Below are 17,306 nucleotides of genomic sequence, written 5' to 3'. Positions count from 1 at the left end.
GACTTTATTAATCTGATCATACTTTTTATCAAACCTCTTCTCGTTCAACACAAGAATCACCCATTTTTATTAGTGAATGCTTAAATGTTTACGTGCTTAATTTGATGACTGGGCTAAATTAAATCAATTTGATTTGGTTTTAGGTTCTTGGCAATGTGCACAATGCTTTCGTGTAAATAACCCGATAGATTTGATGTAAATTGGACCACCACTTGATTGAGAGAAGAAATGTTGTTTACACCAAGGACAAATATCTTTCATTAAAAAACCAAACATGACAAAGAGATAAGCAAAAATTCCAAAAATCATCGTCAAAACAAAAACCAAGCCTTGAGTCGCAATGAATATTTTTAAGAGGTAATAACAGAAATATATTAAAAACGGTAAAGAGAAAAAACGGATTACAAACTGATTTCTTGCTTGAATAAGCTTTTGGTATTGTTGGTGTTTTCTAGTTCTTGTTTCAATTTATTTTATTCCTCAATCATGGAAGCTATCAGATGATAGCTTCCACATACTTAAAAAATAAATACAGATTAACGCCCAATCATCCCACGTGCTACGATTTCTTTCATAATTTCATTGGTTCCACCATAGATACGCTGGATACGCGCATCGACAAAGAAACGTGAAATCGGATATTCAGTCATATAACCATAGCCACCAAACAACTGAAGTAAGTGATCTGCAACTTTCATTTGCATGTCTGTACTAAAGCTTTTCAAAGCCGCAGCTGTTTCAACATCCAATTTATTTTCTTTATATAACGCTAAATTTTGGTTATAAAAAGCTGCTGTTGCTAATTCATCAATTTTTGCTTGGGCTAAAACAAAACGCGTATTTTGGAAATTACCAATCGCTTGACCAAAAGCCTGACGTTCTTTGACATAAACTGTCGCAACATCTATCGCACCACGAATTGCACCCAAAGCCGTTGCAGCAATTGCAGTACGTTCACGTGGTAATTCTTGCATCAAATAAGCAAAACCATTTCCAGCATTGCCCAAAAGTTGATTGGCAGGAACTTTGACATTGTCAAAGAACAATTCAGAAGTATCTTGAGAATGTAAACCGATTTTGTCTAAATTTGTGCCTTTTTTGAAGCCTTCCAAATGCGTATCAACCAAAAGCAATGACACACCTTTTGCACGTGCTTGCGGATCAGTTTTACATGCGAGCACTACTAAATCTGCATGTTGACCATTTGAAATAAAGGTTTTTGAACCATTTAAAACATAATGATCACCATTCAAAATCGCTGAAGTACGCATTGCTTGCAGATCAGAACCTGCTCCCGGCTCAGTCATACCGATCGCACCAACCACTTCACCTGCAACCATTTTAGGTAGCCAATATTGTTTTTGTTCTTCATTGGCAATATGCAGAATATACGGCGCTGCAATTTCTGAATGACATGAAATAGCAGTTGATAGTGCGCCATAGCCTGCTCGTGATGATTCTTCAACCAACATCAAAGAATATTCGGTAGGTACGCCATAGCCCCCATATTCTTCAGGGACATCAACACACAAATAGCCATTTTCACCCAAAAGTGTCCATACCGAACGAGGCATCAAGCCTTCTTTTTCCCATTGCTCATAAAAAGGAGCAATATGTTCATTCATAAAACGTTTAAAATTATCACGAAAAAGTTCTAAATCTGCATCATAAGCAAGCATCAAGGTATTCCTTATTCAGTTTGTTGTTTAAATTCCTATTCAGCTCATGCTAATCAATTTTGAGAAAACTTTCATGATCACATGAGGTCATTTTTTTATGTTTATTTAGCCAATAAACGGCACTTCATATATAAAAAAGAGTAATCAATGTGCATTGATTACTCTTTAAATATAACACCAATGATAGATATTAAAATTTGTTGTCTTTAAACATCGGTAATGATGAGTTTAATTTAGTGACTTCATTCACCAACTTATTCATCAGTGAAGGAATCAAAGCATCTGCCATTTGCGCAGCTTGCAATCCTAATTTTTCACCTAAAGTAGGCTTACGGCGTGTTTGAATCACATAAACATCATGATTTGGCAATAAACCGAGTAAATATTCATCTGACGTTTGTAATTTATCCACTAGATTTAAATTACGTGCATCCTCACCATACCAGTGCTCACCCGTAGCAACATTTTCAACATTGAGTTGCGGACGATACTTTTCAACAAAGTGTTTAAATAATTGATGCGTTTGTTGCAATTCTTCTTCAAACTTAGCCTTACCTTCTGGCGTATTTTCACCAAACATGGTCACGGTACGTTTGAATTGACCTGCGGTATAAAGTTCAAAATCTACATGGTGCTCTTTCAGTAAACGATTGAAATTCGGAACTTGAGCAACCACACCAATCGAACCAACCACAGCAAAGGGAGCCGAGATAATTTCACTTGCAATACAAGCCATCATATAACCACCGCTTGCTGCAACTTTATCGACACAAATGGTCAAGTTAAAGCCTGCTTCACGTAAGCGAACCAATTGTGCAGCGGCCAGACCGTATCCATGTACCATACCACCTGGACTCTCTAGGCGAACCACGACACGATCACGACCTGCTTTTGCTGTTGCCAAAATTAGAGTAATTTCTTCACGTAAATTTTCAACTGCAGAAGCTTGCACATCACCTTTAAAATCTAAAACATAGACTTTTTGGTTATTTTTCTTTCTTAACCGTGCTTCTTTAGAAAACTGTTGTGTCAGTTGTAAAAGCTCTAGTTTAGAAGATGTTGTTTGCGCAATTCTTTTTCTTTGTTCGTTAATACGTGCATTTAAATGACCAATATGGATCTCTGCAGGTACTTTAGGTAAATGAAATAACATAAAATTTATATTCTCTAATAGGCCTAGGCTTTCATCTTAGATTAGGTCAATGCAGATATTTTTCAATAGCGATGTTTAAATTAAATGTTATCAACAACGCAAATCAAACACTTCATATTTTCAACTCACTTAATCAAAGTTTGAGTTTCAAGCTGCTGTTGGTGTATGACACCTGATTGTTTGTAAATGAGAAAGTGCCTTAGCATTCGGTTTAGATGTTACAGCCTTAAGCAACTGACTATTCAAAAAGATAAAAAAAGAGCCTTTCGGCTCTTTCAATTTCACAATTTGTTTTAAATCAACCAAAACGACCTGTGATATAAGCTTCGGTTAATTGATGATCAGGTTGGGTGAATACTTTCTCAGTCGCATTCACTTCAATCAAATCACCTAAATGGAAGTATGCAGTACGATCAGATACACGAGCAGCCTGTTGCATAGAATGCGTTACAATCGCAATCGTATATTGTGCAGAAAGTTCTGAAATTAATTCTTCAATTTTTGCAGTTGCAATCGGATCAAGTGCAGAACATGGTTCATCCATCAAGATCACATCTGGACTCACTGCAATGGTACGTGCAATACAAAGACGCTGTTGCTGACCGCCTGAAAGACCTGTACCTGGCTGATTTAAACGATCTTTGACTTCGTCCCACAACCCAGCTTTACGCAAACTATTTTCCACAATTTCTTCTAAATCGTACTTATCACGTGCTAAACCATGAAGTTTAGGACCATAAGCCACATTATCAAAAATTGACTTTGGAAATGGGTTTGGTTTTTGAAAGACCATACCCACTTGAGCACGAAGTAAAACTACATCAAGATTTGGATCATAAATATCTTGATTATCTAAACGAACCTTACCGGTTACACGACAAGTATCAATCGTGTCATTCATACGGTTTAAAGTACGTAAAAATGTTGATTTACCACAGCCTGACGGCCCAATAAATGCAATCACTTCATTTTCAAAGATTTGAAGATCGATACCTTTGATGGCTTCTGATTCACCATAATAAACATGTACATCTTCAGTGCTGATTTTAACCGTTGAGTTTTTTTCTTTTTTTGGCGCACTAGATTCAAATTGCGAAACAAATGACGTCGCTTGACGCTTTTGCTCTGTTTCATTCAACGCTGATTGAGATTGTTCTGAATTCACGATTCTATCCTGTTCTAAGGAATTTTTAATTTCTACAGTATTCATATATTGTGCCCTTTATTACCAGCGAACTTCAAATTTCTTACGTAACCAAATCGCAAAGCTGTTGAGACCAACCATCAATGCCAATAGAACAATGATGGCAGCTGCTGTACGTCCTTCAAAGAAGTTACGCAATTCATTGCCTTGCCATAAGTAAACTTGAACAGGTAATGCTGTAGACTGGTCTAATGGTGTCGCTGGAATATTTGCAACGAATGCACTCATCCCAATCAATAACAATGGTGCAGTTTCACCTAAAGCATGCGCAACACCAATGATGGCACCTGTCATAATTCCAGGTAATGCCAATGGCAATACATGATGAAAAACAGTTTGTAAACGTGATGCACCGATACCTAAGGCAGCTTGGCGAATAGAGGGTGGTACAGCTTTAAGTGAAGCACGTGTAGTAATGATCACCGTTGGGAGTGTCATCAAGCTGAGGACTAAACCACCAACCAAAGGTGCTGAAATCGGTAAATGCATCCAACCGATAAAGATTGCTGCACCAAGCAAACCAAATACAATCGATGGAACAGCTGCAAGGTTATTGATATTCACTTCAATAATGTCAGTGATGAAGTTCTTTGGTGCAAACTCTTCAAGATAAATTGCACTGGCTACACCAAGCGGAATAGAGATCACAATCACGATAAGCATCATGAACAATGAACCCATAAATGCACCCGCTAAACCTGCTGTTGCTGGCGAACTACGTGAATCTGGATTACTGAACAATTGCGTATTGAAAGTTCGTTCAATCACACCTTTTGCCGCTAAATCATCAGAAAGTTTACGTATTTCTGGGCTTAGCTGTTGTTGATCATCAGGCAAAGAACGATCAATATTACCTGCCAACCACACATCAATATTGGCATCTGCAAGGAAATTCAATTCTATTTTTTTACCAATTAAAGACGGATCTTTAAATACCATATCTCGAATACGATACGCTTCTGAACTGGTGTACAAACTACTGAGTTCATCACGTTGGCTTTCAAGTGAAGGATCTTTTGCAATCAAACCATTTACGATTAAGGCATCCCAATCGACCATGCCCATCTTGGTTTGCCAGTCCACATAGCGCTCTTCATAATGCGCAGGCGACTCACCCACTTTCTGAGTCGGTTTTGGCCCTGCATCAATCACAGTTGGATCAAAATAAACAGGAACAGTCATACTGGCTTGCCAAAATGCTGGAAGTCCTTTGTATAAAATACTACCAAACAAAACTGCAACGAAGGCTAGACCAATCACCACCGAAGTGAAACCAACAATACGAAATGTTTTTTCTTTACGATGACGCTTTGACAATGAACTTGCAATTTTTGCCTTACGTTTTTCACGAAGCTCAGCCGCAACTTGAGGATCAAATACATTTTGATCCACAGGAGATGTATTTGATGTACTCATTCGTATTGCTCACGATATTTACGCACGATGTAAAGTGCAACAATGTTTAAACACAATGTAATGACAAATAAGGTTAAACCTAGTGCAAATGCCACTAAAGCTTGTGGACTTGCAAAATCTGTATCGCCTGTTAATTGCTTTACAATCGTCACTGTCACAGTTGAAACCGCTTCGAGTGGATTGATATGCAATAAAGGACTGTTCCCTGCTGCAAGCACCACGATCATGGTTTCCCCTACAGCACGAGAAACAGCAAGCAAGAATGCACCTGTAATCCCTGGTAAAGCAGCAGGTAAAACAACTTGGCGAATGGTTTCAGACTTGGTTGCACCTAAGCCCAATGAACCATCACGTAATGCACGAGGAACTTGGGTGATAATGTCGTCAGATAATGAAGATACGAATGGAATAATCATAATTCCCATAGCAAAACCTGCGGTCAAAGCACTGGTTGCATTCACATCGATACCAACTGCATTGCCCATCATTTTAAATACAGGACCAATCACCATGATGGCAAAAACACCATACACAATCGTAGGAATACCCGCTAAAACTTCGATGGTTGGTTTTGCCCAAGAACGAAAGCGAGGAGATGCATATTCAGCGAGATAAATGGCAATCATTAAACCAAGCGGCACAGCAACCAATAATGCGATACCACTCACCATGAGCGTACCCCAAAGCAATGGTAATAATCCGTAGCTACCCTCAGCATTTCCTGAAGTACTAAAACCTGGATTCCACTCTGTGCCAAAGAAAAAGTCAATTGGACTGACAAATTTAAAGAAATGCATTGCTTCACTAAACATCGACATCACAATGCCAACAGTGGTGAGAATCGCCACTCCAGAACAGAGAATCAAGACAACATTAATGGTTTTTTCTACTTCATTACGTGCACGGAATTGTTGGCTTATTCTTTTCTTTGCCCAAACAAGTCCGAGCATTGCAGCACAAACGACTACTGCGAATTTTGCAAATGAACCAATTCTTTCAAATTTAGCCAGTTGTTCTGCTGCAGCAATTTCATAAGCTGCGGGTGTATCTGTTACCCCAAACCCAGAAGCAATCGCTTGAATACGGTCAACCAGTACATCAACTCCCGCTTCATCCAGTGTAGAAGCAATATTTACAGGAATATTCTGTAAAATTAAGTGTTGTAAAATGCTTGGTTCAACCAAATTCCAAATGATCAAAATTAAAAAAGCAGGAATGCCACACCATAACGCAACCAATGAACCATAATAGCCTGGACGCGAATGTAAGATTGCAGTGTTATTCCCCTTACCTGCTAGGCTTCGGCTTTTTCGTAGCCCGATTTGATATGCGATAGCAATTAAAGCTAATAACACGCCAATAAGTAGCAGATTCATGTATTCTCCACCGTTTTTCCAATTTTCATGATTTGAAAAAACTCTGCTTAGCATTGAAAGCCGATGGTAGTCGCCCACCATCAGCTTCGATTATGACTGATTGATTATTTACCAGCTTTAAATGTTGCAAGAATTTTTGCGCGCTCAGAATCAGACATTGAAATTAAACCTGCTTTGTCTAATTTAGAACCTTTACCCGATACTTTCTTGTTTAAGAAGTATTCAGTATATTCTTTTAAGCCTTTAATCGACTGCAAATGCTCACCTTTCACATAGAAGTATAAAGGACGAGATACTGGGTATGTACCATTGAGAATGGTTTGCTCAGAAGGTGTTACATTGTTTACTGTCGCAACACGTAATTTGTCACGGTTTTGATCATAGAAACCTAGACCGAAAACACCAACTGCATTTGGAGAAGATTTTAAACGTGCAAGTGTTTCAGTATAGTCACCTGCAATTTCAATCACTCGTCCGTCTTTACGGAAAGATGAACATGCTTTTTTCTGTGCATCTTTATCTAATTTTTTATAGTATTCGTAAGCTTCACATCCAGCTTCAACCATTTTTTCTTGGAACACTTCACGTGTACCGTGGTTAGATGCAGGGATGACTAGAGTAATCGCTTCATTAGGAAGTGATTTGTCAATTTGGTTCCAACGTGTATAAGGGTTTGGAACCAATTTACCATTTGATGGTAATTCTGCCGATAACGCTGCAAAAACGTGTTGTGGACGTAATTTATAAGCCGCTTTGCTTGAATTTGAAGCAAATACGATACCGTCATAACCAATTTTGATTTCTTTGATTTTATTTACGCCTGCTTTTTTACATGCAGCAATTTCAGTATCTTTAATTTTACGAGAAGCGTTTGCGATGTCGATAGTGTTGTCACCCACACCAGAACAGAATTGTTTTAAACCTGCAGAACTACCACCAGAGCCGACAACAGGTGCTTTGAACTGTGGGAATGTATGACCAAACTCTTCTGCAACAATACTTGCATATGGAAGTACAGTTGAAGAACCAGCAATTTGAATCGTGTCACGAGCTGCATTAGCTGTGGTTGCAACCGCCGCCCCTGAAACAACTAAAGCAAGTGCAATGTGATTTAAGCGCATTCTTTTCTCTCTTAATAAGCTTGCAATTTTGAAGTACGCCATTTGTTAGTCATGTTGTACTTTTCGGATAACTGCATTTTGATTTTAAAATATGACAAAGAAGTTACAGCTTTATGACGCTTTTATGATAATTGATATTTCAGAATTATTTTAATTAAAAATCTTTTAAATTCAATATGTAATAGAAAGTAATATATTTTTATTTTTTTCTAATTCTATAGATATAAATGTAATCATTCATTTATATGTCACAATTAACCGCTTTTATTTTACTTATTTAGGCGACAAGTTAAGTCGTAAACTCATTATTTTATCATCAAAGATAGCTTAAAATAATAAAAAAGAGTAATTGATGATGAAAATATTAACCCGTATAGAATGGCATGAAACATTTCTAAAAATGGTTGCTTCAACCAGTATGATCACCTTAATTATTACAATGAGTTGCTTAATTATTTACATTTTATTATCACAAATCAGTTCCTCTTTTCTGATGCAAAACCTATTGATCAGCTTCAGTTTTATTTCACTGTTCATTCTCACCATGCAAACACTACGTTCGATGTATCATGTCTACCATTTGCCTTTGATGGACAGTTGTAGGCAAAACTACCAAAAAATTATTTTCTTTTGCAGTAGCTTCTCCATGGCGCTCATCATACTCAGTTCATTCCTATTGAGTTTTAGCAAAATGCTTAAAGATTATTATGGCTAATCAGTAAATCATGGTTAAATGCTGATAGAGGATTGAATATACAGTTGTTATTCATGCTAAAAGATATTCTCATAAAAATGCGAATCTGATTATTATAAAATACAAAAAAGGAGATCATTTGATCTCCTTCTTGCATATCACCAAGGCAGATTAATCAATCGCAGGTGTATATGTACCGTCAGCAATTGCACCTTTAATGCGCTCAGCTTCTGCAAGGACAAGACCTAGCAAATTCTTCACGTTATCTAAAGTTGCAACAGGGCTTAAAGTGGTCATTTTCAATGATTGAACATTACCGACTTTGGTTACCCCAATATTCGCTTCACCACGTGCAAATAGTTCATCTGCAACGTTTTGGTTTAAGCTATCGAGTAACTCAACTGGATAGCCTGCTGGAACAACACGGAACAATACAGAAGCGAATTGTGGATCAACCAACATTTCCAAACCTTCTGTTGCATTGATATATGCTGCAACATCACGTGTTAAATCAACACCATGATCGATCATTGAACCGTACAACTCTTCACCAAGTGATTCAACGGTCATCCACAATTTCAACGCGTCAAAACGGCGTGTGGTTTGTAAAGACTTAGATACGAGGTTCGGTACACCATGTTCTTCATCATACGCAGAGTTTAAGTACTCAGCTTCATAATGCATGAAACGATAATTCGCTTCATCTTTTAACAAGAACGCACCACAAGAAATTGTTTGGAAATAATGCTTATGGAAGTCTAGTGTCACAGAATCAGACAATTCAATTCCATCGAGCATAGAACGATAATCGTTAGAAAGAATCAGTGCACCACCCCATGCCGCATCGATATGCATCCATGCACCATATTTGTTGGTGATTTCACGGATCTTTTTCAGTGGATCAATCGCACCTGCATCCGTTGTACCCGCTGTTGCAACAACACATGCCACGATCTTACCTTCAGCTTGAAGATGCGCCATGGTTTTTTCTAATGCATCAGTATCCATCTGTGCGTTACCATTCACAGGAACAGTCACTACAGATTGGAAGCCCATACCCATCATTGCCATGTTCTTTTGCACAGAGAAATGTGCATTTTCAGAACAAATCACTTTGACGTTGCGCATCGCATCCGCAGGGATACCATCACGCTGTACAGACCACGGATTACCGTTTTCATCTTTCCAATTTTTAGAAATACATGCATCACGTGCCAGTAAAACACCCATCAAGTTTGATTGTGTTCCACCTGAAGTGAATACACCTGCTTGACCTGCGCCATAACCCACTTTTTGACGTAACCAATCGATGAGTTGAACTTCCATCAAAGAACCCGCAGGGCTTTGATCCCATGAGTCCATAGATTGGTTAGTCGCATTAATCAGTACTTCAGCAATTTGACTTGTCACCATTGTCGGACAATGTAAATGTGCTAAAGAATGTGGATGATGTACTTTTAAGCTTTTATTTAAGAAAAGCTCAACCATACGCTCCAATGCTTTATGTACACCTAAACCTTCTTTTGAAGGATTAAACGCAATTGCACTGCGAAGATCTTTGATGCTTCCGCCAGTGTACATTTTATCGTTTTGCAACCATGCTGCGACTGCTTTAGTCGCCTCACCCATTGCTGACTCATAGTCAACAATAGATTGAGCATCATTGCAGAGTAACGCTTTACGGTGTTCTGCAAAATCTACCATAACTTATGCGCCTCGAACTGCAACAAGCGCTTCAGCAACTGCTTTCTTAAAGCGAGCAAGTGCTTCAACACATTCTTCATGAGTGATAATCAATGGGCAAAGTAAACGAATAACTGTACCGCCACGACCACCTTTTTCAAGCAATAATTTATTGTTGAAACAAGCTGTTTGAATTGCAGCAGCCAACTGTGAATCTGCAGGTAATGAACCCATATGATCCGCAGCTTTACGCTCATCCACAATTTCAACACCGATCATTAAACCACGACCACGAACATTACCGATACACGGGAATTCAACAGCTAATTTTTTCAATTCAGCTTGTAAGAAATCACCACGCTCTTGTGCATTTTTCGCAAGGTTTTGTTCTTTAATGGTTTTGATGGTCGCAAGACCCGTACCCATAGCAAGTTGGTTACCACGGAATGTACCCGTGTGACCTGCTGGTTGCCATGCATCAAACTTACGTTTAATCGCTAAAACAGCCAATGGTAAACTACCACCAACAGCTTTAGACATTACCACTACATCAGGTTCAATACCCGCATGTTCAAAGGCAAACATTTTACCTGAACGTGCAAAACCAGCTTGAACTTCATCAAGAATCAATACGATGTTATGACGCTCAGTCACTTCACGGATTTTTTGCAACCATTTTGTTGGCGCAGTTACCACACCACCTTCACCTTGAATTGCTTCAAGAATCACAGCAGCTGGCTTAGTTACACCGCTTTCAACATCTTCAATAAAGTTTTCGAAGAAATACGTTAACGCATCTACACCTGCTTCACCGCCAAGCCCAAGTGGGCAACGATATTCATGCGGGTATGGCATAAATTGTACGCCTGGCATTAAGCCATTGACCGCATTCTTAGCAGATAAGTTACCTGTCATTGCAAGTGCACCATGAGTCATCCCATGATAGCCACCAGAAAAACTGATTACTGTGCTACGACCTGTATAGGTCTTTGCCAATTTAATTGCTGCTTCTGTACCATCTGCACCAGATGGACCACAGAACTGTAAGCAATACTCTTCTTGACCACCTGGAAGTTGTTCAAGAAGTGCTTCAGTAAAAGCATCTTTTAAAGGCGTTGTTAAATCTAAAGTATGTAAAGGTAGACCACTCGCTAAAGTGTCTTGAATACTTTGAATTACCGCAGGATGATTATGGCCTAAAGCCAATGTTCCTGCCCCAGCTAAACAATCGAGGTATTTTGTACCTTCAACATCGGTAACCCAACAACCATGTGCTTCCGCTATCGCTAACGGTAATTTACGTGGATAACTACGAACATTCGATTCCATCTGACTTTGGCGAGTCAAGTAGTATTCGTTTGTGGAAGTGGCAGCAGGATTTACAGAAGTAACGCTCATATCGAATTACCATCTCTGATATGGGTTGAAAGAAATAAGTCGGGTGACTTGCGGTCTTTTGACTCGGTGCTTTATAGAATCTAGTTAGAGTGCTTTGTGTATTCATAACTAGGAGCGGAATGATACAGTTTTTTACGACAAAATAAATATCTTTTATGCACTTATCTATATTCCATTTATCGAAAAAAACATTCAGCAAACTCTAAACAACTATTATTATCATACTATGTGACAAAGCAAAGAAAACCCAATAATTTTATTGATTATTTAAAATTCGTATACTGCTTAAAATGACTCGATTATAATTTCCAGCTAATAAGCTGATTTATAAATATTTTTAATTTAATATAAGTTTCAAATCATACGTAAATTATTACAATTACACCACAAATTCTGCCAAAGTAATCCGCAAGTTATGCTTAATATCAAAATATATTCAAAGTAATTTAATATAACTTTCAGTCAAAAAATTTTACTCTTACTTTTAAGGATTCGCCATGCGTTATTTAGCTTTAACCACCCTTCTTTTAGGAACGACATTAAGCACTATGACTATTGCAGCTGAAAAAGAGCCTTTAAATTACAATATTGTCAATGTACAAGCTGAAGCGACTCGTCAGGTGTCTAATGACGAAATGCATGCTGTACTCTTCATTGAAAAAACCAACAAACAGCCTGCTGAGCTGTCATCACAAATTGCTCAATTGATGAATCAAGCCATGTCGCTTGCTAAAAAATATCCACAAGTCAAAGTCGAAACAGGTTCGCAAACCACTTATCCTGTATATGACAATGACAACCAAAAATTAAAAGAATGGCGTGGACGCGCAGAAGTTCAAATTGAAAGTAAAGACTTTAAAGCAGCCAGTCAGCTCATTAGTGAATTGCAGCAAAACTTCCAAACGCAATCGATTAACTTCTCTGTTTCAGATGAACAACGTAAGAAAGTTGAAAATGAGCTGATGGTTGAAGCTTCCAAAAGCTTTCAACAACGTGCTCAAATCATTACGCAAGCATGGAATAAATCGAGCTACAACTTGGTTAACTTAAATTTAAATACCAGTAACTATTACCCACAACCCGTCATGATGCGTGCAAGTATGGCAAAATTTGCCGATGTTGAAGCTGCACCACTTCAAGATGTTTCAGCGGGAGAATCTAAGGTGACAGTGAATGCCAATGGTTCAATTCAACTGAAATAATTTTACTTTAATCAATGAAAACCGTGCTTATGTACGGTTTTTTTATGCCTGCATATTTATAGTAACAACAGCGCACTCAATATCAATTAGCCAATAGCGTATTAAAATGCACAATCCAATGCTCTACCTAAATGTGCATTATTGATTAAAAATTCAATTAATTTTAACCAAGCAATAGTTATAAATGATAATCATGTTTATTTAAATTTAGATTACAAAAGATTAAGATAGGCTAAATTTTTATTGCACATATTCTTATAGAATTTTCAAGGATGCTCATGTTACAAAGCTTAAAGTTCAAGCCATCCACGCTTAGCTATGCAATTGGATTATCTTTTCTCTCTGTTTCGTCGATCAGCTATGCAGAAAATGAAGACAATAATCAAACGCAGACACTTGCGCCGATTGTTGTTCAAGCCCAAGGCAACTGGTTAGAAAATGCCAATGCAGAAAAAGTCCATAACCATGCAGGTGCACGAACGATTATCGATCGTAAAAAAATGGATGCTTCTGCTGTTACTTCAATTCGTGATGCGTTAAAACAAGTTCCTGGTGTTCAAGTTCAAGACAGCAACGGGACTGGCGGTAGTGATGTATCTTTAAACTTAGGGGTTCGAGGTTTAACTTCACGTTTATCCCCTCGCTCAACAGTGTTAATGGACGGTGTCCCTTTATCCTTTGCGCCCTATGGTCAACCACAGCTATCTATGGCTCCCCTTTCTATGGGGAATATTGAGTCTGTCGATGTCGTTCGTGGCGCTGGCTCTGTACGTTTTGGGCCACAAAATGTGGGCGGTATCATCAATTTTACAACGCGTGCTATTCCTGAATACTTTTCTGGCTCAGTGGGTTTAACCACTGAGTTTGCAACAGGTACAGATCAAATCAAATACAGTCCAAACCTATTTATTGGTGGCACAATGGAGAATGGTTTAGGTCTTGCCCTGCTTTATTCTGGAACCAAAGGTGATGGTTACCGCGAAGCCAACAATGAAATAGATATTGATGATGTAATGTTAAAAACATCTTATCAATTTACCGATCATGATCAAGTTGCAGTCAACCTGCATCATTATGAAGGTCGTGGAGAAATGCCTGAAGGTTTAACAGCCGCGCAATATGCTGAAAACCCTTATCAATCAAATCAATTTCGTAACTATTTCGCAGGTCGACGTTCTGACATTTCAGTAAAATATAGCCACAAAGATGATGTCAATAATTTCGAAGTATTGGGCTACTACGTAGATTCATTCCGTACTAGTGATCTTGAATCGGCGATTGCTAATACAGCCAATAGCCGTATTAGTAACTCACCTCGTGACTATAAATACTTTGGTATCGAACCTCGTTATTCAAGAGCCTATACATGGGGCAAAATGAATAATGAAGTAACGGTAGGTTATCGTTACTTAGAAGAAGAAAGTTCTGAGTTTTCAGGTCGTACCGCTGCTTATAATACAATGACAGGCACTCCCGGAACACGTGTGCCAAATACCACCAGTGATGGTGGAACAAAAGCGCATGCTATTTATATAGATAACCGTTTTGGTCTAGGTGCATGGACGATTACACCAGGTGTACGTTTTGAATCGATTGAAACCCACAACGATTTTACTGCTTATCAAGCTGGCGTTGCAGTAAACACTGTTCATCCAAAAATTAAGTCTGACGAATTTTTACCGAATATCGCGATACAGTATGCATTCAATGATCAATGGAATGTATTTGCCAATGCAGGCGTATCATTCGGCCCGCAGCAATACAACCAGCTTGTAACGACTCGAACTGTAAACAATGTCAATACTGCTGTGACCACACTAGATGGTTTACACCCTGAAAAATCAAATAACTACGAAATCGGCACCAAATACTTAGGCAATGGTTTAAATGCTGAATTTACCGTATTTTATCTAGATTTTGACAAAGAACTTTTACTTGAGCGCCCTGACAATATTGGTACAGGTATTTGGACTAATCTAGGTGCAACCAGTCATAAAGGGGTTGAGGCAGGTTTAAGCTATGACTTTGGTTCATTGTCCGACTCACTCAAAGGTCTAAAAGCGTATAGCAATTACACCTTTACCAAAGCAGTCTCTGAAGCAGGTAAATTTGACGGTAAAGATCTACCTTATTATTCACGTCATGTGGCCAACTTAGGCATGGGTTATACCGTAAATAAATGGTCGGTAAATGCAGATATGTTTGCCCAGTCTAAACAACATGCACCAGGTTCTGGCAATCAATATCAAACAGAAGAAACTGCCGATGGCCGTACTGGTGATATTCCTGGCTATTCAACTTTTGCTGTTCGTACTGGCTATAATTTTGGTAAAGATTTTTACGGTCTAAAAGTCGCAGGCGGGGTGAAAAATGTATTTGATACTCAGTACTTCACTCGTTCTTCTGACTCAACAGGCGGTAAATATGTAGGTCAACCACGTACCTTCTATTTACAAACTTCTGTTGATTTTTAAGTCTGCACTTTTGATAGATAGCATTTAAATCATCATAAAAATCATTAAAAACTTAAGCTCCAATCTCGCAAAATGAGACTGGAGCTTTTTTAATAGACATGAATTCAGGATAAGAAATTGGAAAAAATAGACATTTGAGTCACAATTTAATCACGACAAAATGAATGCCCCAATGCCTAAATTAACATAATTTTTATGCACACTTTAGGAAAATTCAACCCATGATAATTTTTTGCATATCTGATGTATTTTTATACTAATAATATGATAAAAATAATGTATAAAATAGAAGCAATCTTAATCATTCTTTACAAAAAGAGGTTTAATAATGAACAAATATGATTTACCTAAGAAGTTAAAAACGATCAGCGTTTTTATTTTACTTTCAACAGCACCTGCTTTAATTTCCTCTAATTTATTGGCAGCTCCTTCAAGTAGCTATCCAGATCCTTTATTAACAACGCCGATTAATCCAGATGCAATTAACGAAGGATTAGAGATTGACGGTTATACGCAAGGGGTACAAGCGTATATATGGGGTTACCCATTAGTGCGTATGGAGCGAATCATTAGAGAATATATTGATGTTCCAAACCCAAAACCAGCAACCAGTTATCGAGCACCACTGAACCAAATCGGTTGGGCTCGCGAAGTAGCTACAGATACTGCCAAGGATATGCCAACGCCTAACAATGACACAGCCTATATGAGTAGTGTTGTTAAATTGGATGAACCGTATATTCTTACTGTACCTGATACAAATGATCGCTATTATGTTGTTAATGTGTTTAATATGTGGCAAGAGTTAGAACATTATATTGGTCGACGTACAACTGGAACAAAAGCAGGTAAATTTGCATTGGTTCCTCCTGGTTGGAAAGGAACAATCCCTGCTGGAATTACACGCTTAGATGTAAAAACAGACAAAGTTTGGTTATGGGGACGTATTCGTATTGCCCAAGGTGAAAATCTAACAAAAGTACATAAGCTACAGGATCAATTTAAACTCACCCCTCTGAGTGGCAAACCAAAGCTAGATGCGAAATTAGATCCAATGCCAGCGATTGGTAATGATCCATTAGGTTTTATGACACATTTAGCTTTTGCACTGAAGTACAATAAAGTTCCTGCGGCAGATGAAGCAATGTTTGCGCAGTTCTCTCGTTTGGGTTTAACAAAAGATGGTTTTGATGAGACCAAGATGTTTCCTGATGAAAAGAAAGGGCTGTTAAAAGGCTTAGAAGATGGACCTAAAGCTGTTGTTTCAGCATTCCCTTATTCTTCATCTGTCCGTAATGGTTGGAACTGGGCGACTGGTATGGATAACTTTGGCTTTAACTATCCATTACGCTCATTGATTACTGGACCATATTTCGGTGGAAATGGTCAAAAAGAAGCGATGTATCCAATTCGATATATTGATTCGGAAGAAAATGTTTTGACTGGTGCAAATAACTACTCGATTCATTTCACCAAAGCACCACCTGTAAATGCGTTTTGGTCTGTAACGATCTATGATGCGGATACTAAGATGCTGGTTAGCAATCCAATCAATCGATTCAAAGTTGGATCTGATACGAAAGGATTAAAGATAAATTCAGATGGTTCAATTGATATCACGATTCAAAATCAAAAACCGGCGAATACAGCCGCTAATTGGTTACCAGCACCGAAAGGTAACTTCTATCTGATTTTACGTTTGTATCAACCAACCGAAGAAGTATTATCTGGTCAATATGCTTTACCTCAAGTAGTACGAATGAAATAAATCTAAACCAGTTCACACAAATCCCTCATGAAATATGAGGGATTTTTTTGAGGAATGATTATCCAACCTATGGCAATCAAATTCTAGAAATGCGGTCTTAATCTCATCCCTAGAAGATGAAACCGCTTGATGTAAATT

General features: G+C 38.2%; 12 protein-coding genes. 4 read left to right on the top strand and 8 right to left on the bottom strand.

Annotation, left to right across the window (positions count from 1 at the left end):
* Positions 1-536: 536 nt before the first annotated feature.
* The 6 genes from D7V20_RS05580 to D7V20_RS05555 all read right to left on the bottom strand — a co-directional run bounded on the left by D7V20_RS05580 (position 537) and on the right by D7V20_RS05555 (position 7,949).
* Positions 537-1,679: an acyl-CoA dehydrogenase family protein gene (locus D7V20_RS05580; protein ID WP_120383332.1), complete on the bottom strand. Its 1,143-nt coding sequence runs from the start codon at positions 1,677-1,679 to the stop codon at positions 537-539.
* Between the two features lie 190 nt (positions 1,680-1,869).
* Positions 1,870-2,832: a protease SohB gene (sohB, locus tag D7V20_RS05575; protein WP_120383331.1), complete on the bottom strand. Its 963-nt coding sequence runs from the start codon at positions 2,830-2,832 to the stop codon at positions 1,870-1,872.
* A 298-nt stretch (positions 2,833-3,130) separates the two neighbouring features.
* Positions 3,131-4,042: a phosphate ABC transporter ATP-binding protein PstB gene (gene pstB, locus D7V20_RS05570; protein ID WP_120383330.1), complete on the bottom strand. Its 912-nt coding sequence runs from the start codon at positions 4,040-4,042 to the stop codon at positions 3,131-3,133.
* Between the two features lie 15 nt (positions 4,043-4,057).
* On the bottom strand, positions 4,058-5,452 hold the full coding sequence (gene pstA, locus D7V20_RS05565) for a phosphate ABC transporter permease PstA (RefSeq protein ID WP_120383329.1): 1,395 nt from the start codon (positions 5,450-5,452) through the stop codon (positions 4,058-4,060).
* Positions 5,449-6,828 (bottom strand): phosphate ABC transporter permease subunit PstC, encoded by a 1,380-nt coding sequence (pstC, locus tag D7V20_RS05560; RefSeq protein WP_120383328.1) that lies wholly within the window; start codon positions 6,826-6,828, stop codon positions 5,449-5,451. Before pstC ends, pstA begins: the two co-directional genes overlap by 4 nt.
* Before the next feature lie 104 nt (positions 6,829-6,932).
* Positions 6,933-7,949 carry a substrate-binding domain-containing protein gene (locus tag D7V20_RS05555; protein WP_120383327.1) on the bottom strand — a complete coding sequence of 339 codons (1,017 nt, stop codon included), beginning with the start codon at positions 7,947-7,949 and terminating at the stop codon, positions 6,933-6,935.
* A 352-nt stretch (positions 7,950-8,301) separates the two neighbouring features.
* Between D7V20_RS05555 and D7V20_RS05550 the strand changes: the two genes are divergently transcribed.
* Positions 8,302-8,664, top strand: coding sequence for a hypothetical protein (locus D7V20_RS05550; RefSeq protein ID WP_235831599.1), 363 nt, complete (start codon positions 8,302-8,304; stop codon positions 8,662-8,664).
* A gap of 150 nt (positions 8,665-8,814) precedes the next feature.
* On the opposite strand, the gene D7V20_RS05545 is transcribed toward D7V20_RS05550, so the two are convergent.
* Entirely contained in the window at positions 8,815-10,347 is a 1,533-nt protein-coding gene (locus D7V20_RS05545) for a pyridoxal phosphate-dependent decarboxylase family protein (RefSeq protein ID WP_120383326.1), read from the bottom strand.
* A 3-nt stretch (positions 10,348-10,350) separates the two neighbouring features.
* Positions 10,351-11,724 (bottom strand): diaminobutyrate--2-oxoglutarate transaminase, encoded by a 1,374-nt coding sequence (locus tag D7V20_RS05540; RefSeq protein ID WP_120383325.1) that lies wholly within the window; start codon positions 11,722-11,724, stop codon positions 10,351-10,353.
* A gap of 497 nt (positions 11,725-12,221) precedes the next feature.
* On the opposite strand from D7V20_RS05540, the gene D7V20_RS05535 reads away from it, so the two are divergent.
* The 3 genes from D7V20_RS05535 (at position 12,222) to D7V20_RS05525 (ending at position 17,168) form a co-directional block, all read left to right on the top strand.
* Positions 12,222-12,926, top strand: coding sequence for an SIMPL domain-containing protein (locus tag D7V20_RS05535; protein WP_120383324.1), 705 nt, complete (start codon positions 12,222-12,224; stop codon positions 12,924-12,926).
* 278 nt (positions 12,927-13,204) lie between these two features.
* Entirely contained in the window at positions 13,205-15,400 is a 2,196-nt protein-coding gene (locus tag D7V20_RS05530) for a TonB-dependent receptor family protein (RefSeq protein WP_120383323.1), read from the top strand.
* Between the two features lie 328 nt (positions 15,401-15,728).
* On the top strand, positions 15,729-17,168 hold the full coding sequence (locus D7V20_RS05525; protein WP_120383322.1) for a DUF1254 domain-containing protein: 1,440 nt from the start codon (positions 15,729-15,731) through the stop codon (positions 17,166-17,168).
* Positions 17,169-17,306: the final 138 nt, after the last annotated feature.

Source organism: Acinetobacter rongchengensis, assembly GCF_003611475.1.
In the GTDB taxonomy this organism is placed as follows: Bacteria; Pseudomonadota; Gammaproteobacteria; order Pseudomonadales; family Moraxellaceae; genus Acinetobacter; species Acinetobacter rongchengensis.
This window is presented reverse-complemented; position numbering and strand designations above follow the sequence as displayed.

Bases quoted from the DNA above. Each gene is read 5' to 3' on its own strand.
- D7V20_RS05580 (WP_120383332.1), bottom strand. From the start codon at position 1,679: ATGCTTGCTTATGATGCAGATTTAGAACTTTTTCGTGATAATTTTAAA.
- sohB (WP_120383331.1), bottom strand. From the start codon at position 2,832: ATGTTATTTCATTTACCTAAAGTACCTGCAGAGATCCATATTGGTCAT.
- pstB (WP_120383330.1), bottom strand. From the start codon at position 4,042: ATGAATACTGTAGAAATTAAAAATTCCTTAGAACAGGATAGAATCGTG.
- pstA (WP_120383329.1), bottom strand. From the start codon at position 5,452: ATGAGTACATCAAATACATCTCCTGTGGATCAAAATGTATTTGATCCT.
- pstC (WP_120383328.1), bottom strand. From the start codon at position 6,828: ATGAATCTGCTACTTATTGGCGTGTTATTAGCTTTAATTGCTATCGCA.
- D7V20_RS05555 (WP_120383327.1), bottom strand. From the start codon at position 7,949: ATGCGCTTAAATCACATTGCACTTGCTTTAGTTGTTTCAGGGGCGGCG.
- D7V20_RS05550 (WP_235831599.1), top strand. From the start codon at position 8,302: ATGATGAAAATATTAACCCGTATAGAATGGCATGAAACATTTCTAAAA.
- D7V20_RS05545 (WP_120383326.1), bottom strand. From the start codon at position 10,347: ATGGTAGATTTTGCAGAACACCGTAAAGCGTTACTCTGCAATGATGCT.
- D7V20_RS05540 (WP_120383325.1), bottom strand. From the start codon at position 11,724: ATGAGCGTTACTTCTGTAAATCCTGCTGCCACTTCCACAAACGAATAC.
- D7V20_RS05535 (WP_120383324.1), top strand. From the start codon at position 12,222: ATGCGTTATTTAGCTTTAACCACCCTTCTTTTAGGAACGACATTAAGC.
- D7V20_RS05530 (WP_120383323.1), top strand. From the start codon at position 13,205: ATGTTACAAAGCTTAAAGTTCAAGCCATCCACGCTTAGCTATGCAATT.
- D7V20_RS05525 (WP_120383322.1), top strand. From the start codon at position 15,729: ATGAACAAATATGATTTACCTAAGAAGTTAAAAACGATCAGCGTTTTT.